The sequence below is a fragment of the Roseibium aestuarii genome (assembly GCF_008477545.1).
GTDB classification, from domain to species: Bacteria; Pseudomonadota; Alphaproteobacteria; order Rhizobiales; family Stappiaceae; genus Roseibium; species Roseibium aestuarii.
The window spans coordinates 32,813-57,798 of record NZ_VORA01000006.1; the positions used below are offsets into that span (position 1 = coordinate 32,813).

Below are 24,986 nucleotides of genomic sequence, written 5' to 3' on the forward strand. Positions count from 1 at the left end.
CAACCCCTTTCGGACAAACGGATTACACCGGCTTGCGCCCAAAAGAAAAGGGCGGAGACATGTGTCTCCGCCCTTTAATCCGTTCAGATGCCGAGAACCGGGATTACTCCTCGGTCTTCTCGATTTCCTTGCCGGTTTCCTGGTCGACGACCTTCATGGACAGGCGAACCTTGCCACGCTCGTCGAAGCCCATCAGCTTGACCCAGACCTTGTCGCCTTCATTCACCACGTCGGTGACCTTGGCCACCTTCTTGGGAGCGAGCTGGGAGATGTGGACCAGACCGTCCTTGGCGCCGAAGAAGTTCACGAAGGCGCCGAAATCGACGCACTTCACGACGGTGCCTTCGTAGATCACGCCCACTTCCGGCTCGGCGGCAATGGAGTTGATCCAGTTGACGGCGGCCTTGATGGCCTTGCCGTCGGAAGAGGCGATCTTGACGGTGCCGTCGTCCTCGATGTTCACCTTGGCGCCGGTCTTTTCCACGATCTCGCGGATGACCTTGCCGCCGGAACCGATGACTTCACGGATCTTGTCGACCGGGATCTTCATCACTTCGATGCGCGGTGCGTGTTCACCCAGCTCGGAGCGAGCTTCGGTGATCGCGTTGGCCATTTCGCCGAGGATGTGGATACGGCCGTCACGCGCCTGAGCCAGGGCGACCTTCATGATCTCTTCGGTGATGCCGTCGATCTTGATGTCCATCTGCAGCGAGGTCACGCCATTGGCGGAACCGGCCACCTTGAAGTCCATGTCGCCGAGGTGATCTTCATCACCCAGGATGTCGGACAGGACGGCGAAGCGATCGCCTTCCTTGATCAGACCCATGGCGATGCCGGCCACCGGAGCCTTCAGCGGAACGCCGGCGTCCATGAGGGCGAGCGAGGTGCCGCAGACGGTTGCCATGGAGGACGAACCGTTGGATTCGGTGATCTCGGAGACAACACGCAGGGTGTAGGGGAAGTCGTGCTTGGCCGGCAGCATCGGGTTGATGGCGCGCCATGCCAGCTTGCCGTGACCGATTTCGCGGCGCCCGGGGGAGCCCATGCGGCCCGTTTCACCGACCGAGTAGGGCGGGAAGTTGTAGTGCAGCATGAAATGGGACTTGTAGGTGCCTTCCAGCGCATCCACGAACTGCTCGTCTTCGCCGGTACCGAGGGTGGCAACCACGAGGCCCTGGGTTTCACCACGGGTGAACAGGGACGAGCCATGGGCGCGCGGCAGGATGCCGACTTCCGAGGTGATCTGACGCACGGTGGACAGGTCACGGCCGTCGATGCGCAAACCGGTGTCCAGGATGCCGCCGCGAACGATCTCGGCTTCGAGCTTCTTGAACTGCTCGCCCAGAACGGTGCCTTCCGGCGCGGTGCCTTCGGCTGCGTTGGTGATCAGGGCCTCGACGACCTTCGCCTTGGCGGCGTCGACAGCGTTCTTGCGCTCGGTCTTGGCGGTGATCTTGTAGGCCGCCTTCAGGTCTTCGCCTGCGATTTCCTTGACCTTGGCAAAGAGAGCGGAGTGATCCGGCAGGTTCAGCTCGCGCGGTTCCTTGGCAGCGGTCTCGGCCAGCTTGATGATGGCATCGATGACCGGCTGGAAGCCACGGTGACCGAACATCACGGCGCCGAGCATCGTGTCTTCGTCCAGTTCCTTGGCTTCGGATTCCACCATCAGAACGGCTTCGGTGGTACCGGCCACGATCAGGTCCAGAGCGGACTCGGCCATGTCGTCAACGGCCGGGTTCAGCACGTATTCGCCGTTGATGTAACCGACGCGGGCGCCGCCGATCGGGCCCATGAACGGAACGCCGGAGATGGTCAGGGCAGCGGAAGCCGCAACCATGGCCAGGACGTCCGGAGCGTTTTCCATGTCGTGGGACAGGACCGTGACGATCACCTGGGTGTCGTTCTTGTAGCCGTCGGCGAAGAGCGGACGGATCGGACGGTCGATCAGGCGAGACGTGAGGGTCTCGTGCTCGCTCGGACGGCCTTCACGCTTGAAGTAGCCACCCGGGATCTTGCCGGCTGCGAAAGCCTTTTCCTGGTAGTTGACGGTCAGCGGGAAGAAGTCCTGGCCCGGCTTCGGCGACTTCGCGGAGACGACGGTGGCGAGAACCTTGGTTTCGCCGTAGGTCGCCATGACGGCGCCGTCAGCCTGACGGGCAACCTTGCCCGTTTCGAGGACGAGAGGACGACCGCCCCACTCGACTTCCACACGATGGATATCAAACATTGTCTGTCCTTACAGCTTGGTCCCGGGACCACGAACGGTTCCGGGATCAGGTCCGGTCGGCCCCGTATGGGCCGGTTGCCGGAGCGACGAGCCACGGGCAAGACGACGGGCAACTCTCGAGGGATCCGGAGATCCGTTTCACATCGAGAGTGGCCGGCAATCCTGCCCCATGACCAGTCACGTGTTCTCTAATAGTAAAACGCGGCGGGCAAATCCACCCACCGCGTTCAGAAGATCCGGTCTTAGCGACGAATGCCGAGGCGCTGGATCAGGGTCTGGTAGCGCTCTTCGCTCTTGGACTTGAGGTAGTCCAGCTGGGAACGGCGCTGAGCAACCATCTTCAGCAGGCCACGACGGGAGTGGTTGTCCTTGTCGTGAGACTTGAAGTGGCCAGTCAGGTTGTTGATCCGCTCGGTCAGAACGGCCACCTGGACTTCCGGAGAACCGGTGTCGCCTTCCTTGGTGGCGTATTCCTTGATCAGTGCGGCCTTGCGCTCTGCAGTAATCGACATCGCATGTCCTTTCAAAGTTATGCAGCCGGCCCGAAAGCCGGCGGTTCTTGTGGCTCGTCTGAGCCTCTTTCCCCGTCACCAGAGCCGAGATGTCGTCCAGCAAAGGTTCTGCGGGAAAGCAAAGGGCCGGATCTCCGGCCCAATGAGCGGGTGTTATGACGGAAAACCGCCGGGAGATCCAGCTTTTTCGCGGCGCCCCGGCCAGGGGCCCCGCGCAGCCTGTCTCAAAGGTTAAAGACGCGGGCGGGCTGGAAGCGGCCCTTCTCGATGGAACCGATGGCCACCGGCACCCCGGCATGGGAGGCGAAGACCTCGTCGGCGTTCAGCGGCGCGTCGCGGCCACGCAGCAGGATCGCCATGCCCTGGCGGATCTTGCCGGCATCGTCCAGGCTGACGGGCAGTTCGCGGACATGTTCCAGGGCCTCGCGGACCGGCAGGATGAATTCCTCGACCAGAGCCTCGACGCCCGCACCCTCTTCCAGTTCCTCGACGGCTTCCTGAAGCTCTTCGAGGGTGACCATGTCCTCCTCGCCGAACGGGCCGACAAGAAGACGGCGCAGCTCGGTCACGTGACCGCAGGTTCCCAGACGCTGGCCCATGTCGCGGGCAAGCGCGCGCACATAGGTACCCTTGCCGCATTCGGCCTCGAACACCGCCTTGTCGGGCGACGGGCAGGCCACGAGATCGAGACGATGCACGTCGATGGGGCGGGCCTCCAGCTCCACTTCCTCGCCGTCACGGGCAAGGTCATAGGCGCGCTCGCCGTCCACCTTGATGGCGGAGAAGATCGGCGGAACCTGCATGATGGTGCCGACGAACTCGCCGAGGATCTCGCGGATCGCTGTCTCGTCCGGGCGCACATCGGAGGTTGCGATCACCTCGCCTTCCGTATCGTCCGTGGATGTCTGGGTGCCCCAGGTCACCTCGAAACGGTAGATCTTGCGCCCGTCCATGACGAGGGAGACGGTCTTGGTCGCTTCACCGAACGCCAGCGGCAGGCAGCCGGAGGCACGCGGATCGAGCGTGCCCGCGTGGCCGACCTTCGCCGGGGACAGGATCCGCTTGATCTTGCCAAGGGCATCGTTGGAGGTGATGCCGTAGGGCTTGTCGAGCACGAGCCATCCATTGATGGTGTTGCGGGGACGCTTCTTCTGTTGTTGCCGTTTCGCCATGGATCTGTCCGGTGGTGTTCAACCCGGGGACCTTCGATCGTCATCCCGGTTTGGCGCCAAAGCGGCAAGACCGGGATCCAGTAACCCCGGCCTGCGTGCCTGATCGCCAGCGTTCCTGTTTACTGGATCCCTGCCTGCGCAGGGATGACGCGCCGCGTGCAGCACGCCAGCATCACTCCTCGTCGCCGGTCTCGTCATCCGCATCCAGATCGCGCGCCACGCCGGAGGAGTGGAGCAGCTGATCGATGCGGGAGGCGTCGTCGAAGCGGGTGTCGAGAATGAAGCGCAGGTCGGGCATGTATTTCATGGTGATGCGCCGGGACACCGAGCCGCGCAGGAACTTCGCGCAGCGGGTCAGTGCCTTGACCACCTTGTCGCCGTCGCCCCCGCCCAGCGGCATGACGAAGCAGGTCGCGAGCTTGAGATCCGGGGTCATGCGGACTTCGGGAATGGTGACGATGATCCCGTCGAGGTCGGGGTCATTGAGCCCGCCACGGGTCAGGATATCGGAAAGTTCCTTGCGGACGAGCTCGCCCACGCGGAGCTGGCGCTGCGACGGCGCCTTGGCGCCCTGTCCTGGAGTACGTGCCATGTGGTCTTCGGTCCTGTCGTCTGCGGTGGCCGGCCGGATGCGGCGCCATGCGCAAATGCAAGCCGCCGGCGCCCCTCCCCCAGGGAGCGGCGCCGGCGGGCGTGTTTCGTCGTGCGAGTGTGCTCGTCAGAGCGTGCGGGCGATCTTCTCGACCCGGAAGCACTCGATGATGTCGCCCGGACGCATGTCCTGGTAGTTGACGAAGTTCATGCCGCACTCCTGACCGGATTCGACGGACTTGACCTCGTCCTTGAAGCGCTTGAGCGTGCCCAGCTGACCTTCGTGGATGACAACATCGTCGCGGATGAGGCGCACGTTGGCACCGCGTTCCACCACGCCTTCGGTAACCAGACAGCCGGCGACCTTGCCCACCTTGGTGATGTTGAAGATCTCGCGGATCTCCGCATTGCCGAGGAAGGTCTCGCGCAGTTCTGGCGAGAGCAGGCCGGACATGGCTGCCTTAACGTCATCCACCAGATCGTAGATGATGTTGTAGTAGCGCAGTTCGATGCCTTCGCGCTGAGCCGCTTCGCGGGCCTGCTTGTTGGCACGGACGTTGAAGCCGATGATCGGAGCCTTGGAAGCCGCCGCGAGCGTGATGTCGCTCTCGGTGATCCCGCCGACGCCGGACATCAGGATGCGGGCGCTGACTTCGTCGGTGCCCAGTTCGTTGAGGGCATGCACGATGGCTTCCGCAGAACCCTGCACGTCGGCCTTGAGGACCAGCGGGAATTCCTTCCGGCCCTTCTCCTGCAGACGGTTCATCATCTGCTCGAGCGAGCCACGGGCGCCGGAGGCAACCACGGAGGCCTTCTCGCGGATCTGGCGCTGACGGTAGTCAACGATCTCACGGGCGCGGGCTTCGTTCTCGACCACGGCGACCATGTCACCGGCAGCAGGGGTGCCCTGGAAGCCGAGGATCTCGACCGGCTTGGACGGATCGGCGGACTGGACCTGCTTTCCATCCTCGTCGAGCATGGCGCGGACACGGCCCCATTCGGCCCCGGCGACGACGATGTCGCCCGGCTTCAGGGTGCCCTTCTGGACCAGGACGGTGGCAACCGGGCCACGGCCGCGATCCAGCTGGGCTTCGACCACGATGCCTTCGGCGGTACGGTTCGGGTTGGCCTTGAGCTCGAGAACTTCGGCCTGCAGCAGGATCATTTCCAGCAGCTTGTCGAGGTTCGTGCCGGCCTTGGCGGAGACTTCGACGTCGATCACGTCGCCGCCCATGCCTTCGACCACGATGGAGTCGTTCAGCAGTTCGGTGCGGACGCGGTTCGGGTCGGCCGAGGGCTTGTCCATCTTGTTGATGGCAACAATGATCGGCACGTCGGCTGCCTTGGCGTGGGCAATCGCTTCCTTGGTCTGCGGCTTGACGCCGTCATCGGCGGCCACGACCAGGACCACGATATCCGTCGACTTGGCCCCACGGGCACGCATCTGGCTGAAGGCCGCGTGACCCGGGGTATCGATGAAGGTGATCTTGTTGCCGTTCTGCTCGACCTGATAGGCGCCGATATGCTGGGTGATGCCACCGGCTTCGCCGGAGACAACCTTGGCATTGCGGATCGCATCCAGCAGCGAGGTCTTGCCGTGGTCGACGTGACCCATGATGGTGACGACCGGCGGACGCGGCAGCAGGGTTTCCGGAGCATCGGCTTCGGAGAACAGGCCTTCTTCCACGTCGGCTTCGGAGACGCGCTTGACGGTGTGACCCAGTTCGGAGGCAATCAGCTCGGCGGTGTCGGCATCGATGACGTCGTTGATCTTCATCATCTGACCCTGCTTCATGAGAAGCTTGATCACGTCGACGGCACGTTCCGCCATGCGGTTTGCCAGTTCCTGGATGGTGATGGCTTCCGGCAGGATGACTTCACGGGAAATCTTCTCGCGGACGACCTGCTGCTGGCCACGCTTCGCCTTTTCCTGACGACGGCGCATGGAGGCCAGAGACCGGGCACGCTGCTCGTCACCACCGGTTGCGGCGGAGATCGTCAGCTTGGAGCGGCGACGGCTCTCTTCGGTGGTGCGGGGGCGAGCCGGGGCCGGAGCGGCCTTCGGACGCTTGACCGTGCGAAGACCGGCCTTGGCACGTTCTTCTTCCTCGGTCTCGCCGGCACGGGCCTGAGCCTGTTCCTTGCCGACGCGGGCCGCGACCTGCTTCGGATTGGCCTTGCGGGCAGCAGCGGCAGCGGCAGTTTCGCCAGCATCGGCTTCAGCAGCCGGAGCAACCGCCGGAGCGGCCTCGACAGCCGGCTTCGGCCGCGCAGCTTCCTCGGCGGCGCGCTTGGCTTCTTCGGCTTCGCGGACCTTGCGTTCTGCTTCTTCGCGCTGGAGACGCTCTGCCTCTTCGGCGGCGCGGATCTTCGCCAGTTCAGCCTGACGCTTTTCCTCTTCCTCGCGCTGCTTGCGCTCGACGACTTCCCGTTCCTGGGCGGCCTTCAGCGCGATTGCACGCGCTGCGGCTTCTTCCTTGGTCAGGGTGCGAAGGACGTTGCCGCCCTTGCCGCGCTGCTGGGCCTGACGGCGCGCTGCATCGGGCTGCGGCTTGCGCGGAGCGACCTCGGACGGCTTGTCCAGCCGCTGGGTCTGAAGCGGCGGCTGCTCCGGCTTGGGCTCCTGGCCCGGCACCACAACACGGCGCTTCTTCTTCTCCACGACGACAGCCTTCGACCGGCCATGCGAGAAGGACTGGCGCACCGTTCCCTGGTCGCCACCGCCGCCCCGCTTGAGGCCGAGCGTCTTTCGCTCAACACTGATCGTCTTGTCGCCTGGATTTTTTGTATCGCTCATATTGCCTTCAGTCCTGCGCAACTGCACCGTCTGCGTTGCCTGTCATTTCAAGGGCGGAGTTGGAGCGAAATGCTTCCAGTTCGCTTACACGCGATAGGAAGTTTCTGCTCGCCGGCCCCGCCAGCAGTGCAGCATGTATCACATTTGAACGACCCAATGCCAAATCCAATTGAGTCGAATCGAACAAACGGACGATTTGCAGCCCGTTTGCAGTCTCAGTGCGAGCCGCGGCCACGGCCGACAGCTTGCGAATGCCATCCTCGGCGGCGTCTGCCGCGTGGATCAGTCCGACGACCGGGTCGCGCCGCAGCGCTGCCTCGACCTTGGAGAAGCCGGTCGTCAGCTCCCCCGCCTTGCGCACCATGGACAGGGCGCCCAAGGCCGCCGTTTCCATGAGGCGATCAACCTGATCGGCCAGGCCCGGTTCGACCCGCGCCTCGCCCTTGAAGCCCCGGCCAAACACCTTACGCCGGTCCTTTTCCGCAGTCTCGACCACGGAGCGGGCGGCCAGAAGCCATACGCCGCGCCCCGGGAGGCTGCGCTTCAGATCCGGGACGACCTGATCGTCCGGACCGAGCACGAAGCGCAGCAGGCGATCCACGGGATAGACCGTCCGGGATACGGCACATTGCCGTTCGGTCGGCTCGTTCTTCCTGGGCACCTGCATCTACTCCAGCATGGGTGGTCCGCGCCGGCCGTCGGGGACGGCGCGGGCCCTGTCATCAACCGTTGAGGATCACGCCAGTGGTTTCGCCGGCGTCTTCGCCCGCGTCATCACCAGCCTCGTCCTCGAGGTCTTCTTCCAGTTCTTCCTCGGCTTCCAGTTCGGAGGCATCGATCCAGCCGGCGGCAACGCGCGCGGCCATGACCATTGCTTCCGCATCGGCGCGAGACAGTTCGTAGCCCGTCAGGGCGCCTTCGAAGCGCTTGACTTCGCCGTCCTTGCGCTCGGTCCAGCCGATCAGATCGTCGGCGGCGCAACCGGCCAGGTCCTCGACGGACTTGATGCCGTCCTTGCCGAGGGCAACAAGCATGGCGGTGGTCAGGCCGTCAATCGACTTCAGCTCGTCGGCGACGCCGAGTTCGCGGCGCTCTTCGTCCAGCTTGGCTTCCTGTTCTTCCAGGAAGTCGCGGGCACGGGCCTGGATCTCTTCTGCGGTTTCCTCGTCGAAGCCTTCGATGTCGGCGATTTCCTCGAGGTCCACATAGGCCACTTCCTCGACGGAGGCAAAGCCTTCGGTGGCCAGCAGCTGGCCGACCATCTCGTCGACGTTGAGGGATTCCATGAACAGGTTGGAACGCTCGACGAATTCCTTCTGACGGCGGTCGCTTTCTTCCTGCTCGGTCATGATGTCGATGGCCCAGCCGGTCAGCTGGGAGGCCAGACGCACGTTCTGACCGCGACGGCCGATGGCCAGCGACAGCTGCTCGTCGGGAACCACCACTTCGATGCGCTCGGCGTCTTCGTCAAGCACCACCTTGGCCACTTCGGCCGGCTGCAGCGCGTTGACGATGAAGGTTGCCGGATCCTCGTTGAAGGGGATGATGTCGATCTTCTCGCCCTGCAGTTCGCCGACAACGGCCTGAACGCGGGAGCCGCGCATACCGACGCAGGCGCCGACCGGATCGATCGAGCTGTCCTTGGAGATCACGGCGATCTTGGCGCGCGAGCCCGGGTCACGGGCAACGGCACGGATCTCGATCACGCCATCATAGATTTCCGGCACTTCCTGGGCAAAGAGCTTGGCCATGAACTGCGGATGAGTACGCGACAGGAAGATCTGCGGGCCGCGCTGTTCGCGACGCACGTCATAGATATAGGCGCGGATGCGGTCGCCGGTGCGGAAGAGTTCACGCGGGATCAGCTCGTCGCGACGGACAATGCCTTCGCCACGGCCGAGATCGACGATGACGTTGCCATATTCGGCGCGCTTGACCACACCGTTGATGACTTCGCCGACACGATCCTTGAACTCGTCGAACTGGCGGTCGCGCTCGGCTTCACGAACCTTCTGCACGATGACCTGCTTGGCGGACTGGGCGGCGATACGGCCGAAGTCCAGCGGCGGCAGGGGCTCGGCGATGAAGTCGCCGTAGTTGGCTTCCGGATTGCGCGCCTGCGCATCTTCCAGGGAGATCTCGGTGGAGATGTTCTCCACCTGCTCGACCACCTGAAGAAGGCGCTGCAAACGGATCTCGCCGGTCTTGGCGTTGATCTCGGCGCGCACTTCCGTCTCGGTACCATAACGGGACCGGGCGGCCTTCTGGATCGCATCCTCCATGGCGGCGATCACGATGTTGCGGTCGATCGACTTTTCCCGAGCAACCGCGTCAGCGATCTGAAGCAGTTCCAGCCGGTTCGCGCTGATAGCCATTCAATCCACTCCTCTCGCGCAGCACGTCTCATTGGCTGGCTGCGCGTTGTCGTCAAAAGCCCGAGCTTGTTTCCGCTCAGTTGGGCTTGTTGTCCCCGTCATCCATGTCGTCATCTTCGCGGGCTGCCAGGGCAGCCTTTTCCGCCTGAAGGGCGGCGGTGATGAGATCGTCGGTCAGCACCAGCTTGGCTTCGCCGATATCGGCAAGCGGCAGGGCCACCGTGTCCTCATCTCCCTCGCGAACGTCCTGCAGGCGCACCAGCGCCGCATTGTCCTTCACGCCCAGCAGGATGCCGCGGAAGCGCTTGCGGCCTTCCTGCATGACATCCATCTCGACCTTCAGCACGTGGCCGGACCAGCGATCAAAATCGCCTGCACGCACCAGCGGCCGGTCGATGCCCGGAGAGGACACTTCCAGGTGGTAGGCACGGGTGATCGGATCATCCACGTCCAGCGCCGGCGACACGCCGCGGCTGATGGTTTCGCAATCCTCGACGGTCATGGTGCCGTCCGGCCGTTCGGCCATGATCTGCAGCGTGCACCCGTTGGCCGCGCTGACCTTGATGCGCACCAGTCGGTAGCCCAGATCTTCGATGACCGGCTCGACAATGGCGGCAATGCGGGCTTCAAGCCCCTGTTCGACAACAATGCGTGCTTCGTGTTGGCTCACGCTCAAACTCCTTGCTGACAGCCTCGATGCTGTCCGGATCCACCTCATTCGCCGAAGGGGCGAAGCAAAAAAGAGCGGGTCCCTTCCGGGCCCACCCTCATACCGCCAACCAGCCGTTTGAGATGAAACACGGGCTGTATACAGGCAAAGACGGGTCCATGGCAAGGGCCAAGGGCAATTCATCGCCGCGGAGGGCGCAAGAACCGCCCCGTCACCCGGGCCATTCCACCCGGCTCCCCCCGTGGCCCCAGCCCATTTTCGGCCAGGCACCGCCACCGGTGAGCGATGCCGGTCGACCCGAGCGGCTCAGACCCGCAGGAACGTCAGATAGCGGGGAACGCGGCCCTCGCGCAGGGCCTTGCCCTCATAGCGGGTGCCGGGCCAGTTGGCCCAGGGGCTCTTCCAGTCGGCCGCGCGCGTCGCGGTCCAGCGGAAGCCGCCGTGATCGCGGATGTGGCGCAGGGTCCAGTCCACGTAGGTGTCGATGTCGCTGGCAAAGCGGAATTCCGCTCCCGGCTTCACGGCGCGGGCATAACGCTCAAGGTTCTGCTCGTTGATGAAGCGGCGCTTCCAGTGGCGCTTCTTCGGCCAGGGATCCGGGTATAGCTGATAGGCCATGTCGAGGCTGGCTTCGGGCAGCCAGTCGAGCACGTTGACCGCGTCGTCATCATAAAGACGCACGTTGCCCAGCCCCTCTTCCTCCAGGGCGGCGACCACCTTGGCCATGGAGCCCACGAAGGGTTCGATCCCGATATAGCCGACGGTCGGGTTCTCGCGGGCCCGGTGCAGCAGATGCTCGCCGCCGCCGAAGCCGACTTCCAGGCACACGGTCTCGACGGGCGCATCGAACAGGTCGCGCAGGTCGGCGGGTGCGGGTTGGCTCAGGTCCAGCGCCAGGCGCGGCAGGAGGTTTTCCATCAGGTCGGTGCGGCGCGGGCTGAGGGGCTTGCCCTTGCGGCGGCCGAAGAAGGAGCCTTCGTAACGGTCGGTCATGATCTTCTCAAACGGCAACGCCGGCCAACGGGATGTCCGGGCCGGCGTCACTCTTCATTCTGGGTTGGGTCCGGTTGGCGGGCCTTATCCCGCAATCGACCGCAGTGCGTCAACCAGATCCGTCTTCTCCCAGGAGAAGCCGCCGTCCGCATCCGGCGTCCGGCCGAAGTGGCCATAGGCGGAGGTGCGTTCGTAGATCGGGTTGTTCAGCTGCAGATGCTGGCGAATGCCGCGCGGGCTGAGGCCCATGACATCGCGCAGGCCCTTTTCCAGCTTCGCCTCATCGCACTGGCCGGTGCCGTGCAGGTCCACATAGACCGACAGCGGATCGGCCACGCCGATGGCGTAGGAGAGCTGGATGGTGCAGCGCTCGGCCAGCTCGGCAGCGACCACGTTCTTGGCCAGGTAGCGGGCGGCATAGGCTGCGGACCGGTCCACCTTGGTGGGATCCTTGCCGGAGAAGGCGCCGCCGCCATGGGGGGCAGCCCCGCCATAGGTGTCGACGATGATCTTGCGGCCGGTCAGGCCGGCATCACCGTCCGGACCACCGATGACGAAGGCCCCGGTCGGATTGACGTGCCAGACGGTTCCGGCGTCGATCCAGCCCTCGGGCAGGCTCTCGCGGATGTAGGGCTCAACAATGGCGCGCACGTCGGCGGACGTCAGGCTGGCGTCCAGATGCTGGGTGGAGAGAACGATGGAGGTGACGCCCACCGGCTTGCCACCGGCGTAGCGCACGGTCACCTGGCTCTTGGCATCGGGGCCGAGCACCGGCTCCTGGCCCGACTTGCGGACCTCGGCCAGGCGCTTCAGGATCTTGTGCGAATAGAGGATCGGCGCCGGCATGAGCTCTTCGGTCTCACGGCAGGCATACCCGAACATGATGCCCTGATCGCCCGCACCCTCGTCCTTGTTGTCGGCCGCATCAACGCCCTGGGCGATGTGCGCGGACTGGGCATGGAGATGCACCGAGATGTCGCAGGTTTCCCAATGGAATCCGTCCTGCTCGTAGCCGATGTCCTTGATGGCCATGCGGGCGAGATGGGCGATGTAGTCCTTGGTGATCTCTGCCGGGCCGCGGGTTTCACCGGCGATCACCACGCGATTGGTCGTCGCGAGGGTTTCACAGGCCACACGGGCTTCGGGCATGCGGGAGAGATAGGCGTCCACCACGGCATCGGAAATGCGATCGCATACCTTGTCCGGGTGACCTTCGGAGACGGACTCCGACGTGAAGAGGTAGTCCTGACGGGCCATTGGCTATCGTCCTTCTGGGAAAAAACAAGGCAGGAGCGGCGAAGTTCCTCGCCGCTCCTGCCACATCAATCTAAGAAGTTTTATGACACGTCAACCGATTACCGCTCGGTCATACCGTATCTCATTCGTCGCCGGCGAGCGCGCGCACCAGATCGACCACGCGGCGGCGGACCTTCGGGTCCTCAATGCGCACAAAGGCCTTGTTGAGCGAGAGCCCTTCGGAAGACGACAGGAAGTCGACCACATAGGACGTGGGCTGCATCTCCGCAAAACCATCGACTTCATCGGGCGTGCCGGGTGCATCCTCGAAGAAGAAGGCGACCGGAACCTTGAGGATGGTTGCGATATGCTGGAGACGGCTCGCACCGACGCGGTTCGTGCCCTTCTCGTATTTCTGGATCTGCTGGAAGGTGATGCCGAGGCTTTCACCGAGCTTTTCCTGGGACATGCCAAGCATCATGCGGCGCAGGCGAACGCGGCTGCCGACATGGATATCAATGGGATTGGGAGCCTTCTTACTGGGCATCGGACACTGATCTTTCTTTGTCTTCTCGCTTTGCGCGATTGGTTGGCCTTTCGCGAACAAGCGCCCGACCAGAGTGCCTCACATCACCGGTCGGACTGGAGCCGCCCCATCTGCTCCTGCCCGTTCGCTGTGCAGACGCTATCCACAGCGGCAAATCGGTTGTAGCATGTGAAATAGACAAACCCAAGGCGAAAGATCAATTTTTACGCGAGTACGGGTTGTAACGGTAGTAAGATGCCAATATTGCAAGAAGAATCAGTAGGATCGCGTAAATGATACTACCTAGACGCGTGTAAACTGTACCCTGCAAAGCCTTGGGGACTGCTGCGTCTGCAACCGCGCGCTCTCCCAGTTCAAGCCGCGTAACGAAACGTCCCTTTGCGTCCACAACCGCCGAGATGCCAGTGTTGGCCGCCCGCACAAGCGGCAAGCCTTGCTCGATGGCCCGAAGGCGCGCCTGGGCAAGATGCTGATAGGGGCCGGCCGTGTGCCCGAACCACGCATCATTGGTCACGTTAAGGATCAGATCCGGGCGTCCACCTTCCATCGCAAGCTCATTGGGGAAGATGGCCTCGTAGCAGATCAGCGGCAGAAGGGTCTTGCCCGAACGCAGGGTCAGCGGCATGCGCGCGAAGCCGGGCTCGAAGACGCCCGGTCCCTGCACCAGCCGGGAAATGCCGAGGGCCTCGAAGATCTCCGACAGGGGAAGATACTCGCCGAAGGGCACGAGGTGGAGCTTGTCGTAGGCTCCGCTGATCTCTCCGTCGGGATCGAAGAGATAGAGGCTGTTGTAATAGCGCGAGGCCTCCGGGGTCTCGCCCTGCTCCAGCCGGATGGCGCCGGTTGCCAGCTGGTTCTCCCCGTGCAGCAGCGCGGAGATGGCCACCAGCGCGGTCGGCGTGCGGGTCAGCAGAAAGGGCACCGCGCTCTCGGGCCAAATGATCAGGCGCTCGGCCCCCACGCGCGCGCCCTCGCCCAGAGGCCGTGACGACAGGTCCAGATAGGAGGAAAAGACGCGGTCGCGGTTTTCAGGCACCCATTTCTCGTCCTGCGGAATGGCCGGCTGGACGATGCGCACGTCGAGGTCGGAGAGGCCCGGCTCCTCGACAGCATGCAGGCGCCAGAGGCCGAAGACGCCCATTGCGACGAGAAGCAGGGTCGCCGCGCCGAAGCCGCGCCAGCGCGTCTTGAGCTCGCCCGTCAACAGGGCCGGGGCAGCAGCGATCAGCAGGACCAGCAGCCCCAACCCGTAAAGACCGACAAGGCTGGCGGTCTGGGAGAGTTCGAGACTGCCCGCGACCCCATAGCCGAAGCTGTTCCAGGGAAAGCCCGTCAGCACGTGGCCGCGCAGCCAGTCCGACAGGGAGAGCGTGATCGCCAGAACGAGAATGCGGCTTCCGCCCGGCGTCCAGAAAAGCGCCGCGAGAGCCAGAGCCGCGCCATGGAACAGGGCCAGCCCGACGGGCATGGCGGTCACGGCGAAAGGCATCAGCCAGGCATAGCGGTCGCCATCGACGAGAAAGGCCGATCCGACCCACCAGAGCCCTGCCAGGAAATAGCCGAAGCCGAAGAACCAGCCGACGGAAAAGCCACGAAGCATCCGCTGGCGCCGTGTGAGATCGCTGTCACTCAGGGCGCCGTCCAGAAGCCAGACCAGGCCGGGAATGGCCAGCAGCAGGAGGACCGACAGATCCACCGGCGGCAGCGACAGGGCCGCGACCACGCCCGCCACAACCGCATAGAGCCGACGGCGCCCCCCCCAAGCAAGAAGACAGGCGTTCGGCACCGCGCTCAAGGCGGCGAAAGGTCCACTCATGTGACGGAAATCCCGTGCGATTCGGCCTGAAACGGAGGGTGACAAGCCGCCTCCCCCCGGTCAAGCTGCGTTTCCCTTGCGCAAGGCGCTCAGGCTTCCGGCGCGGTCTCCTCGGCAGCCGGGCTGCCTTCCGGGCGCTTGGCGCGGCGACGCTGATCGGCGACGCGGACCTCGGGCCGACGACGACGGATGCGCAGGCGCTTGATGCGCCGCGGGTCGGCGTCAAGGATCTCGAACTCGAAGCCGGGCACATCGGGCACATGCAGCAGCTCGCCGCGCACCGGCACCCGGCCGATGGAGACATAGAGCAACCCGCCGAGCGTATCGACGTCCTCGCTGGCCTCGGATCCGGAAAGATCCGTGCCCAGTCCCTTGCCGAGCTCCTCGAGCGGCAGACGCGGATCGGCAACCCAGATGCCGTCGGAGACGGGCTGCATCATGGCTTCCTCGTCCTCGTCGTGCTCGTCTTCGATGTCGCCCACTACCGTCTCGACCAGATCTTCAAGGGAGATCAGACCGTCGGTGCCGCCGTATTCGTCAATGACCAGCGCCATCTGGATCCGGTCCGCCTGCATCTTGGCCATCAGATCCGTGGCCGGCATGGACGGGGGAACAAAAAGAAGCTGGCGGATGAGACCCACGTCCTTGAGGGACCGGGTCAGATCGACGCCGGAAAGATCCATTTCCTGGGAGTTGTCACCGGCTTCGGCCATGGTCTCGGCCTCCGGCAATTCGGCGGCACCATTGACCATCGGCCGACAGGAACGCTCGCCATGCTCGGCGATATAGGCCATGAGATCCTTGATGTGGACCATGCCGCGCGGATCGTCGAGGGTCTCGACATAGACCGGCATGCGGGAGTGCCCGGATTCCTGGAACAGCTCCATGAGCCGCCCGAGGGTGGTGCTGGCCTCGACCGCATCGATATCGGCGCGCGGGATCATCACGTCATCCACGCGCAGCTCCCGCAGGCGCAGGATGTTGCCAAGCAGCATGCGCTCCTCGGCGGAAAAGACCGTGTCGCCGTCGCTTTCGCGGGCGAGCTCGTTCTGGAGGTTCTCCCGGAGGGAGGCCGTGGCATGCCGCGGGAACAGGAGGGCCTTGAAGCGCTGGATCAGCGCACCCTTCTGCCGCGGCCTACTCGGTTGCGGATCTTCGTCCTGCGACTTCGCGGCCGGAGCGCCACCGGAGGCCGCTGCCTCGCTTCGCCCGCTTTCGGAAACCATCATCATCATCGTTCTACAAACAGACTTTCTAGATCAAACAAGGGCCTGAAGACCTTCACTCCGGATCCGCCTCAAGCGGCCGGTCGGCATAAGGGTCGGCAATTCCCAGGGAGGCAAGAATGCGCCGCTCCAAGCCTTCCATCAGTTCGGCTTCTTCATCATCCTGATGATCATAGTCGAAAAGGTGAAGAATTCCGTGAACCACCAGATGGGTGAGGTGAGCGGAGAATTCAATCTCCATCTCGTCCGCTTCCCGCTGCACCGTCTCAAGGGCGAAAACAATGTCGCCGAGAAGCGGGCCATAGAGCTCGCCGTCCGGATCACTGCCGGGGAAGGACAGCACGTTGGTCGGCTTGTCCTTCTCGCGCCAGTCACGGTTCAGCTCGCGGATCGCCGCGTCATCGGTGAAGACGAGCGAGACCTCCGATCCGTCGACGGCCTCCAGGGCCGCTTCGCGAAAGGCTGCGCCCAGCGCCGTGGTGCAGAGCGCGCGCAGGGCGTCCTCCTCGGGCCACCCTTCCACGGAGAGGGTGATGTCTATGGCGAAATCCTCCGGCAGATCCGCAGATCCTGCCGGTTCAGGCGCAGTCATGGTCTCGTCTTTCCAATGCGCTCTCAGCTGTCTTCCGGTTCCAGGGCCTGCTCCAGGTTCGAAGCCGGCCGCCGGGTGCGCTCGTTTCGCTCCATCCGGTCCGCAAAGCGGCGTTCGCGCGCCTGAGAGGCTTCGCGCGACGCGTTGTCATAAGCGGTCACGATGCGCGCGACAAGCTCATGACGCACCACGTCGGTTTCGGTGAAGCGGACGGTCGCCACGCCCTCGACCCCGTCGAGCAGTCCGAGAGCCTCGCGCAGGCCGGACGTCTGGCCCACGGGAAGGTCGACCTGGCTGGGGTCGCCGGTGACGATCATCTTCGAGCCCTCGCCCAGACGGGTGAGGAACATCTTCATCTGCATGGAGGTGGTGTTCTGCGCCTCGTCGAGCAGGACCACCGCATCGGACAGGGTGCGGCCGCGCATGAAGGCAAGCGGCGCCACCTCGATCATGCCCGAGGCCAGGCCGCGTTCGACCTTTTCCGGCGGCATCATGTCGTAGAGCGCGTCATAGAGCGGACGCAGGTAGGGATCGACCTTTTCCTTCATGTCGCCGGGCAGGAAGCCGAGGCGTTCGCCGGCTTCCACCGCCGGACGGGACAGGATCAGGCGGCTGACATCGCCGCGCTCGATGAGGGCGGCGGCATAGGCAACCGCCAGATAGGTCTTGCCGGTGCCGGCAGGTCCGGTGCCGAAGATCAGGTCGGCCCGGTCCATCGCCCGGATGTAGGCATCCTGAGTGGCGGTGCGGGCGACCACGGTCTTGCGGCGGGTGGAGATCTGCGCGAAAGCAAGGCGCGAGCGCGGCTCCAGGGTCGGCAGCGTCAGCTGCGCCTCGGCGGAAGCCGCCATGCGCAGCGCGCCATCCACGTCGCCCGGATGGATCTCGTGCCCCTGCTGGAGACGCTGATAAAGGGCTTCCAATGCGGCACGCGCCTGGGAGCAGCCTGCGGCGGACCCCTTGAGGGTCACCTGATTTCCGCGGGCGATGGCGTCGATGCCGAGTTTCTGTTCGATGAGCGCGAGGTTCTGGTCGAATTGACCGAACAGATCGCCGATCAGCCTGTTGTCTTCAAACGCAAGTACGATATGCGTCAGGTCAGATGCCGCAGCTTGGGGCTCACGCGTCAAATGCCGCCTCCTCGATGGACCGGATCACGCTCCGGCACTTTCATCTTGCCCGGCCTTCAGGCGACCGAACAGGGAATTCCGGCCGATCTCGACGATTTCCACCGGTTGTACGGTGCCGATCATCTCGTCCGGCGCATCGGCCTGAACGGCCTGCAACCACGGGGATTTGCCCACGAGCTGGCCGGGGCGCTTGCCCTTGCGCTCGAAGAGAACCCCGAAGGTCATGCCCAGACGCGAGGCGTTGAACCCCGTCTGCTGGGCGGTGATGAGCTCCTGCAGGGCGTGCAGACGCTGGGTCTTCACGTCCTCGTCCACCTGTCCGTCCATCAGGTCGCCGGGCGTTCCCGGGCGCTGGCTGTACTTGAAGGTGAAGGCGGAGCCATATTCGACCCGGCGCACCAGATCCATCGTGTCCTCGAAATCCGCATCCGTTTCGCCGGGGAAGCCGACGATGAAGTCGCCAGAGAGGGCGATTTCCGGGGCCACGGCGCGGATCCGGTCGACAAGACGGAAATAGTCGTCCCGGGTGTGCTTGCGGTTCATCGCCGCCAGGATCCGGTCGGATCCGGCCTGCACCGGCAGATGCAGATAGGGCATGAGCTGCCGCAAGTCACGATGGGCGCTGATCAGGTCGTCATCCATGTCGCGCGGGTGACTGGTGGTGTAGCGCAGGCGCTCCAGCCCGTCGATCTCCGCGAGCCGGCGCAGCAGACGCCCGAAGCCCCAGGCCTTGCCGTCCGCGCCTTCGCCGTGCCAGGCGTTGACGTTCTGGCCGAGCAGCGTCAGCTCGCGCACACCGGCAGCGACCAGCTGGCTGGCTTCGGCCAGGATCTGCTCCACCGAGCGGGACACTTCGGCGCCACGGGTATAGGGCACCACGCAGAAGGTGCAGAACTTGTCGCAGCCTTCCTGCACGGTCAGGAAGGCCGTGGGGGCGCGCCGCGGCGCAGCAGGTTGCGCGGACCGGGCCGCCGCATCCGACAGGTGGCGGAACTTGGCGTCGATGTCGAATTCGGTCTCGACGATCCGGCCCCCCTTGCCCGCCTGCTTCAGCAGGGCCGGCAGCTGATGATAGCTCTGCGGTCCGATCACCAGATCCACCACGGGCGCACGGCGGGTCAGCTCGCGTCCTTCGGCCTGGGCCACGCAACCGGCGACGCCGATCATCGTGTCCTTGCCGTGCAGGGCGCGCTCTTCCTTGATCTTGCGGATGCGGCCGAGCTCCGAATAGACCTTTTCGGCGGCCTTCTCGCGAATGTGGCAGGTGTTGAGGATCACCAGATCCGCATCCTCGAGGGTCTCGGTGGGCGCAAAGCCTTCCGAGCCGAGAACATCGGTCATACGCTCGCTGTCATAGACATTCATCTGGCAGCCATAGGTGCGCATGAACACCTTCTTCGGCGCGGTCGCCGACGCGGCGGCGGCGTCCTCGTGGTCCGGGCCCGGAGCCAGTTCCTGCTGATGCGTCATTCCGTCCTCGTTGCCGCCGGTTGCGGGCGGCATCCCTCCGACGCCCGCAACAACGGCTGGCGTCCCGTCATCTCTCGGTTTGCATTGTCCGGCAGGGGCGCTCCGCACGGCACGGACACCGGGTCCGCGCGGACGACCGGGAACGGTCGCGCGATGGAGCGCCATGGCACGACAGGCATCTGGTCCCGTCCGGCTCTGCCTCGTGTTTCAGGCGCCAGCTTTAACCTCTTTTGCCGGGCTTGAGAAGACGAGAGCGGGCGGCAAGGCCGGAACCTCCTCGTCGACTGCCGGGTCCGGCTGCGGGAGGCGCGTTTCGCGGGGCGCGTGCCAGCCCTCGACAAGGGCGTCGACCGTCATGGCGCGCACGCTGTCTTCCATCTGGCGGGTCAGGGCCTTGCGGTCCGTCGTCCCGTCAACGCGCACCGGCTCGCCCCAGGTGATGCGGATATCCATGGGACCACGGGTCAGCACCCCCCAGAGGTGACCGGCCATCTCCATGTCGCCATACCAGGCCACATGAGGCCGGAACTGGCGCCCCATCGGCACCCCGTGCAGGGAGACATAGGCGACAGACAGGGGCTGGACCCAGACCCCGCCCTTTTCGCCCACGGCGCGTGTGGCGGCGCCCAGAAGGGCGGAGCGGAAGGGCAGCACGCCGTTGCCGTCGTTCGAGGTGCCCTCGGCGAAGAGCACCATGGCATCGCCTCCGGCCATGCGCTCGGCGATCTCTCCGGTGACCTGCCCCGTCTCGGTGCGGCGGGTGCGATTGACGAAGACCGTGCGCTGAAGGCGGGCGAAGAGGCCGAAGATCGGCCAGCCGGCCACTTCGGACTTGGCGATGAAGGACAGGGGCATCAGGGAGCCGATGACCGTGATGTCCACCCAGGAGGCGTGATTGGACACGACCAGAAGCGGGCGCCCGGCCTCGGGCCGGCCGGACTGGCGGATGCGCATGCCGAGAAGGCGGGTGGCCGCCAGATGCCAGAGATGGGGGAGCCTGCGCTGTACCGGCAGGCCGAGCTTCATCGCAAGCCACTGCGGCGGGATCAGCGCGCAGGTGACGATCGTCAGACCCAGAATGGTGACGACGGCCCTAGCTCGCCTCATCCTCGCTCCCCGGTTTTTCGGAGGCCGCGACATCCGGCGCATTCAGCGGCACGGCGTAAAGCTCCAGGCGGTGATCCACCAGCTTGTAGCCGAGACTGCGGGCGATGGCTTCCTGAAGGAGCTCGATTTCCTCGCTGCGGAACTCGATGACCTGGCCAGAGCGCAGATCGATGAGGTGATCGTGATGCTCGTCGGGCACCGTCTCGTAACGGGAGCGACCGTCGCGAAAATCGTGACGCTCGATCATGCCCGCGTCCTCGAAGAGCTTCACGGTGCGGTAGACGGTGGAGATGGAAATGCGCGGATCGATGGCGACCGCGCGGCGGTAGAGCTCCTCGACATCCGGATGATCTTCCGAGGCCTCTTCCAGAACCGCCGCGATGACCCGGCGCTGCTCGGTCATGCGCAGGCCCTTGGCCGCGCAAAACTCCTCCAGCGCTGTCTGCCGCGTCTCGGTCATGGGGTCGTCGATCCTTCCATCCGTCCCTGAGCGCGCCCTGCGCCGCCGCCGCTCAGGCGATTAGCGAAGATCGACGCGCATGACAAGCGCCGTTCCATCCCCGTCACCGGCGCTGTAATAGCCCTTGCGTTCCCCCACTTTGCGAAATCCGAGCGCCTTGTAAAGCGCAACAGCGGGAAGATTGGCGGCATCGACCTCGAGAAACAGGGTTTCGCAGCGGTCGGAATAGAGGCGGAAGAGTGCCTGCTTCATCAGGGTCTTTCCGAGCCCACGCCCGCGACAGGCCGGGTCGACGGCAAGGGTCAGAACCTCGGCCTCTCCCGCCACGGCGCGGATCAGGACAAAGCCCTTGAGACGGGACGACCGGAGCAGGCCGGGCACACGGGCCACCAGGCAGAAGGCGCCCGGCTCTTCGGCCATGCGGTGCAGCTCGTCAGCGTCCCAGCCGTGGGCAAAACAGGCCGCATGAATGTCGGCGAGCGGGGCGAAATCCTCGCTGTCGGCCGGCTCAACCACCGGAGGCTGGGAACGGGGCCAGGAGAAAATCATTGGCGCGCGATCTTCCCCTGCTTCTGAGGTGCCGCATCGGGCGGGCGAAGATAGAGCGGCACGGGCAGGTCGGTCTGGGGATTGGCGCTCAGGCCAAGCTGCGCCACGTCGCGCACATCCGGATAGGCCGCATCGCTGATCACCCGCTCCGGACCGAGTCCTGTCACCTCCGCAATGCGCGGCGCGATGGCGCCAGCAAGGCGGACATCGGCCGGCAGAAACGCGGCGAGGTCCTGCATGCGGCGCACTTCAGGGGCGGAGAGGGCAATGCCATCGACGCCAAAGAGCTGGCCGTAGACCTCGTCGCCCTTGCCTTCGAGCGCCACGTAAAGCGGCGTCGTGGCGGCCTCCAGATGGGGCGCGGCCAGGGCCGAAAGGGTCGTGATGCCGACCACGGGCATGCCGAGCACCAGACCGAAGCCCCGGGCAACGGAGAGGCCGACGCGCATGCCGGTGAAGCTGCCCGGACCCGTGGTCACCGCGATCCGGTCCAGGGCAGAGAAGACGCAGGAGGCTTCCGCCATGGCCTCGGCAATCATGTCCATCAGCCTTTCGGCATGGCCACGGCCGATCTCCTCGGACACGACAACAGGTGCTGCCCCGTCGGCCTCCGTGTCGAGGACGGCGACGGCACAATTGGCCAGAGCGGTGTCGATTGCCAGAATACGCATGATCAACCGAAGTAGACGCCGGGGCCGGTCCTGTCGAGATGCGCTTTCGACTTACCCCAAGGGTTGCGATTGATTTCTGGGCCGTTCGGGAGATCGAGTGGCGCCGGAGACGCACCCTTGCCAAGAATGCGAGGGGATCTATTCGCGAGCACCCCAGCCCGGAAACAGGAAATCCCCGCACGAGGGCGGGGATGTCTTGCTGGTGTCAGGGTGTCGAGAAGCGGACCCGATCAGATCGGGCGAACTTCCTCGACTTCCGGAACGAAATGGCGCAGCAGGTTCTGGATGCCGTGCTGCAGGGTCGCCGTGGACGACGGGCAGCCGGCACAGGCGCCGCGCATGGACAGGTAGACGATCCCGTCACGGAAGCCCTTGAAGGTGATGTCGCCGCCATCCTGAGCCACGGCCGGACGCACGCGGGTCTCGATGAGGTCCTTGATCACGGTGACGGTTTCCTCGTCGGCGGCATCGAAGAATTCGCCTTCCTCGGTGTCCTCGCCGGCAGTCGCGGTGGCCATGACCGGCTGACCGGACATGAACTGCTCCATGATCGCGCCGAGGATGGCCGGCTTCATGTGCTGCCAGTCGGTGTCATCCTTGGTCACGGTGATGAAGTCATGGCCGAAGAAAACGGCAGCCACGCCCGGAACGGCGAAGAGCTTTTCCGCCAGCGGGGACGCCCCGGCTTCTGCGGCGGAGCGGAAGTCATAGGTGCCTTCCGGCAGGACGACGCGGCCGGGCAGGAACTTCAGGGTCGCCGGGTTCGGCGTCGCCTCGGTCTGGATGAACATGGTCGAACTCTCGCAATCGGATGGGCGCTCAGGGGCGCCACTCATCGGTATCTGGCGATAGATTTATCCCAGCCCGGCGGGGAATGGAACCTCCGCCGGTGTCTTTCTAAGGGTCATATGGGAAACATGGTTCCCTTCGCCAAGTCCTTGGGGTCCAAGTCCGGGGGGGGGCCAAGTCCCGGCACCAGGTCACGGAGGCTGCGATCGCTCAGGCGAGCGCCGCGATGGACTCGTCGTCGAGGGTGCCGGGCACGATCGTCACGGGGATCGGGAAGCTGCCCGAGGCCTTGCCGGCAATCGAGGACACGAGAGGGCCCGGGCCGTCCTTGCTCAGGCCAGCCGCCAGAACCAGGATCGCGATGTCGGAATCCTGCTCGATGACGTCGAGGATCACCTCGGAGGTGTTGCCCTCGCGGGTGATGCATTCCGGCTCGGTGCGCGCCACGGCCCGCACCCGCTCGGCCGCCCGGGCCAGGGTGCGATCCGCGGTTTCCTGCGCCTCGGCCCGCATGATGTCTTCCACGCCCAGCCAGTGCTGGAAGTCGCCCTGGGCGATGACGAACATGAGCAGCACCACGCCACCGGTGCGCGCGGCGCGCTTGGCCGCATAGACGATGGCCCGGTCACATTCCGGGGTGTCGTCCACGATGACCAGGAACTTGCGGCGGTGGCCTTCCTCGTTGCTCTTGCGGATCGCTACCATCTTGCGTGCTGCCTCCGGCTGCCTCGATTGATCGGGAGATTAGAGAATGAACCGGGAGAGATCCACGTTCTTCGCCAGCTCGCCGATGTTTTCCCGCACATGGGCGGCATCAATGGTGACCACCTCGCCCGGCTTGTCGGGGGCGACGAAGGAGATCTCGTCGAGGATGCGTTCCATCACCGTCTGCAGGCGGCGGGCGCCGATGTTCTCGATGGTGGAATTGAGGTCCACGGCAACGGAAGCAATCTCCTCGATGGCGTCATCGGTGAAGACCAGCTCCACCTCTTCCGTCTTCAGCAGGGCCACATACTGCTTGATCAGGCTGGCTTCCGGCTCGGTCAGGATCGCCTTGAAGTCTTCCTTCGTCAGGGGCTTCAGCTCCACGCGGATCGGCAGGCGGCCCTGAAGTTCGGGCAGCAGGTCCGAAGGCTTGGCCACGTGGAAGGCGCCGGAGGCGATGAAGAGAATGTGGTCGGTCTTGACCGGGCCATGCTTGGTGGAAACCACCGTGCCCTCGATCAGCGGCAGCAGGTCGCGCTGCACGCCCTCGCGGGAGACATCGGCGCCGGACCGGCCTTCGCGGGCACAGATCTTGTCGATCTCGTCGAGGAAGACGATGCCTGCGTTCTCGACCCGGGAAATGGCTTCCTGAATGATCTTGTCATCATCCAGTAGCTTGTCGGATTCCTGATCGATCAGCAGGGCGTAGGAGTCCTTCACGGTGACGCGCTTCGTCTTGGTCTGGCCGCCGAAGGCCTTGCCGAGAAGATCGGACATGTTCATCACGCCGATGCTGCCGCCGGGCATGCCCGGCATGTCGAAGCTGGGCATGGACGCCTGGGCGCGGACCTCGATCTCGATTTCCTTGTCGTTCATCTCGCCGTCGCGCAGCTTCTTGCGGAAGCTGTCGCGGGTCGCCGGGCTGGCGGTCTTGCCGACCAGGGCGTCGAGCACGCGTTCCTCGGCCTGCAGATGGGCCTTGGCCTTCACGGCCTCGCGCTGCTGACTGCGGACCATGGAAATGCCGGCTTCCACCAGATCGCGGATGATCTGTTCCACGTCGCGGCCCACATAGCCGACCTCGGTGAACTTGGTGGCTTCCACCTTGGCGAAGGGCGCATTGGCGAGGCGGGCCAGACGGCGGGAAATCTCCGTCTTGCCAACGCCGGTCGGGCCGATCATGAGAATGTTCTTCGGCAGAACCTCCTCGCGCATCTGGCCTTCCAGCTGCTGGCGCCGCCAGCGGTTGCGCAGGGCAATGGCCACGGCGCGCTTGGCGTCCTTCTGGCCGACAATGTAGCGGTCGAGTTCGGATACGATTTCGCGGGGCGAAAAGTCGGTCATCTCACGT

At 64.7% G+C, this 24,986-nt stretch carries 23 protein-coding genes; all 23 read right to left on the bottom strand.

The genetic code is table 11. From position 1 onward, the window contains the following. Positions 1-103 precede the first annotated feature (103 nt). On the bottom strand, positions 104-2,227 hold the full coding sequence (pnp, locus tag FR728_RS16770) for a polyribonucleotide nucleotidyltransferase (protein WP_149893899.1): 2,124 nt from the start codon (positions 2,225-2,227) through the stop codon (positions 104-106). A 242-nt stretch (positions 2,228-2,469) separates the two neighbouring features. Beyond that, positions 2,470-2,739, bottom strand: coding sequence for a 30S ribosomal protein S15 (gene rpsO / locus FR728_RS16775; protein ID WP_149893900.1), 270 nt, complete (start codon positions 2,737-2,739; stop codon positions 2,470-2,472). A gap of 224 nt (positions 2,740-2,963) precedes the next feature. Beyond that, the gene (gene truB, locus FR728_RS16780; RefSeq protein ID WP_149893901.1) at positions 2,964-3,911 is read right to left on the bottom strand and encodes a tRNA pseudouridine(55) synthase TruB; all 948 of its coding nucleotides are present in this window, start codon (positions 3,909-3,911) and stop codon (positions 2,964-2,966) included. Positions 3,912-4,083: 172 nt separating this feature from the next. Continuing rightward, entirely contained in the window at positions 4,084-4,503 is a 420-nt protein-coding gene (gene rbfA, locus FR728_RS16785) for a 30S ribosome-binding factor RbfA (RefSeq protein WP_149893902.1), read from the bottom strand. Positions 4,504-4,629: 126 nt separating this feature from the next. Continuing rightward, positions 4,630-7,299, bottom strand: coding sequence for a translation initiation factor IF-2 (infB, locus tag FR728_RS16790; RefSeq protein WP_149893903.1), 2,670 nt, complete (start codon positions 7,297-7,299; stop codon positions 4,630-4,632). Positions 7,300-7,306: 7 nt separating this feature from the next. Further along, positions 7,307-7,966 (bottom strand): RNA-binding protein, encoded by a 660-nt coding sequence (locus tag FR728_RS16795; protein ID WP_280115355.1) that lies wholly within the window; start codon positions 7,964-7,966, stop codon positions 7,307-7,309. A 55-nt stretch (positions 7,967-8,021) separates the two neighbouring features. After that, on the bottom strand, positions 8,022-9,674 hold the full coding sequence (gene nusA, locus FR728_RS16800; protein WP_149893904.1) for a transcription termination factor NusA: 1,653 nt from the start codon (positions 9,672-9,674) through the stop codon (positions 8,022-8,024). A 76-nt stretch (positions 9,675-9,750) separates the two neighbouring features. Beyond that, entirely contained in the window at positions 9,751-10,344 is a 594-nt protein-coding gene (rimP, locus tag FR728_RS16805) for a ribosome maturation factor RimP (protein WP_149893905.1), read from the bottom strand. A gap of 306 nt (positions 10,345-10,650) precedes the next feature. Then, a complete protein-coding gene (gene trmB / locus FR728_RS16810) occupies positions 10,651-11,337 on the bottom strand; it encodes a tRNA (guanine(46)-N(7))-methyltransferase TrmB (protein ID WP_149893906.1) in 687 nt (228 codons plus the stop codon). 84 nt (positions 11,338-11,421) lie between these two features. Then, positions 11,422-12,594, bottom strand: coding sequence for a methionine adenosyltransferase (metK, locus tag FR728_RS16815; RefSeq protein WP_149893907.1), 1,173 nt, complete (start codon positions 12,592-12,594; stop codon positions 11,422-11,424). A gap of 121 nt (positions 12,595-12,715) precedes the next feature. Next, a complete protein-coding gene (locus tag FR728_RS16820; RefSeq protein WP_149893908.1) occupies positions 12,716-13,120 on the bottom strand; it encodes a helix-turn-helix domain-containing protein in 405 nt (134 codons plus the stop codon). 196 nt (positions 13,121-13,316) lie between these two features. Next, positions 13,317-14,936 (bottom strand): apolipoprotein N-acyltransferase, encoded by a 1,620-nt coding sequence (gene lnt / locus FR728_RS16825; protein ID WP_149893909.1) that lies wholly within the window; start codon positions 14,934-14,936, stop codon positions 13,317-13,319. An 89-nt stretch (positions 14,937-15,025) separates the two neighbouring features. Further along, positions 15,026-16,165: a transporter associated domain-containing protein gene (locus FR728_RS16830; RefSeq protein ID WP_244304710.1), complete on the bottom strand. Its 1,140-nt coding sequence runs from the start codon at positions 16,163-16,165 to the stop codon at positions 15,026-15,028. A gap of 52 nt (positions 16,166-16,217) precedes the next feature. Then, the gene (gene ybeY / locus FR728_RS16835; protein ID WP_149893910.1) at positions 16,218-16,754 is read right to left on the bottom strand and encodes an rRNA maturation RNase YbeY; all 537 of its coding nucleotides are present in this window, start codon (positions 16,752-16,754) and stop codon (positions 16,218-16,220) included. Positions 16,755-16,777: 23 nt separating this feature from the next. Next, positions 16,778-17,884, bottom strand: coding sequence for a PhoH family protein (locus FR728_RS16840; protein WP_208998886.1), 1,107 nt, complete (start codon positions 17,882-17,884; stop codon positions 16,778-16,780). Between the two features lie 24 nt (positions 17,885-17,908). Further along, positions 17,909-19,354, bottom strand: a complete 1,446-nt coding sequence (miaB, locus tag FR728_RS16845) for a tRNA (N6-isopentenyl adenosine(37)-C2)-methylthiotransferase MiaB (RefSeq protein ID WP_149893911.1) — start codon at positions 19,352-19,354, stop codon at positions 17,909-17,911. 207 nt (positions 19,355-19,561) lie between these two features. Further along, positions 19,562-20,461, bottom strand: coding sequence for a lyso-ornithine lipid O-acyltransferase (olsA, locus tag FR728_RS16850; protein WP_149893912.1), 900 nt, complete (start codon positions 20,459-20,461; stop codon positions 19,562-19,564). After that, the gene (locus FR728_RS16855) at positions 20,448-20,921 is read right to left on the bottom strand and encodes a Fur family transcriptional regulator (protein WP_149893913.1); all 474 of its coding nucleotides are present in this window, start codon (positions 20,919-20,921) and stop codon (positions 20,448-20,450) included. The genes olsA and FR728_RS16855 overlap by 14 nt, the downstream gene beginning before the upstream one ends. A gap of 60 nt (positions 20,922-20,981) precedes the next feature. Continuing rightward, entirely contained in the window at positions 20,982-21,470 is a 489-nt protein-coding gene (locus tag FR728_RS16860) for a GNAT family N-acetyltransferase (protein ID WP_149893914.1), read from the bottom strand. After that, positions 21,467-22,141, bottom strand: a complete 675-nt coding sequence (gene tsaB / locus FR728_RS16865; RefSeq protein ID WP_149893915.1) for a tRNA (adenosine(37)-N6)-threonylcarbamoyltransferase complex dimerization subunit type 1 TsaB — start codon at positions 22,139-22,141, stop codon at positions 21,467-21,469. Before tsaB ends, FR728_RS16860 begins: the two co-directional genes overlap by 4 nt. Before the next feature lie 230 nt (positions 22,142-22,371). Next, a complete protein-coding gene (locus FR728_RS16870) occupies positions 22,372-22,932 on the bottom strand; it encodes a NifU family protein (protein ID WP_149893916.1) in 561 nt (186 codons plus the stop codon). 208 nt (positions 22,933-23,140) lie between these two features. Next, positions 23,141-23,635 (bottom strand): universal stress protein, encoded by a 495-nt coding sequence (locus tag FR728_RS16875; RefSeq protein WP_149893917.1) that lies wholly within the window; start codon positions 23,633-23,635, stop codon positions 23,141-23,143. A 39-nt stretch (positions 23,636-23,674) separates the two neighbouring features. After that, a complete protein-coding gene (gene hslU, locus FR728_RS16880) occupies positions 23,675-24,979 on the bottom strand; it encodes an ATP-dependent protease ATPase subunit HslU (protein ID WP_149893918.1) in 1,305 nt (434 codons plus the stop codon). Between the last annotated feature and the right edge of the window lie 7 nt (positions 24,980-24,986).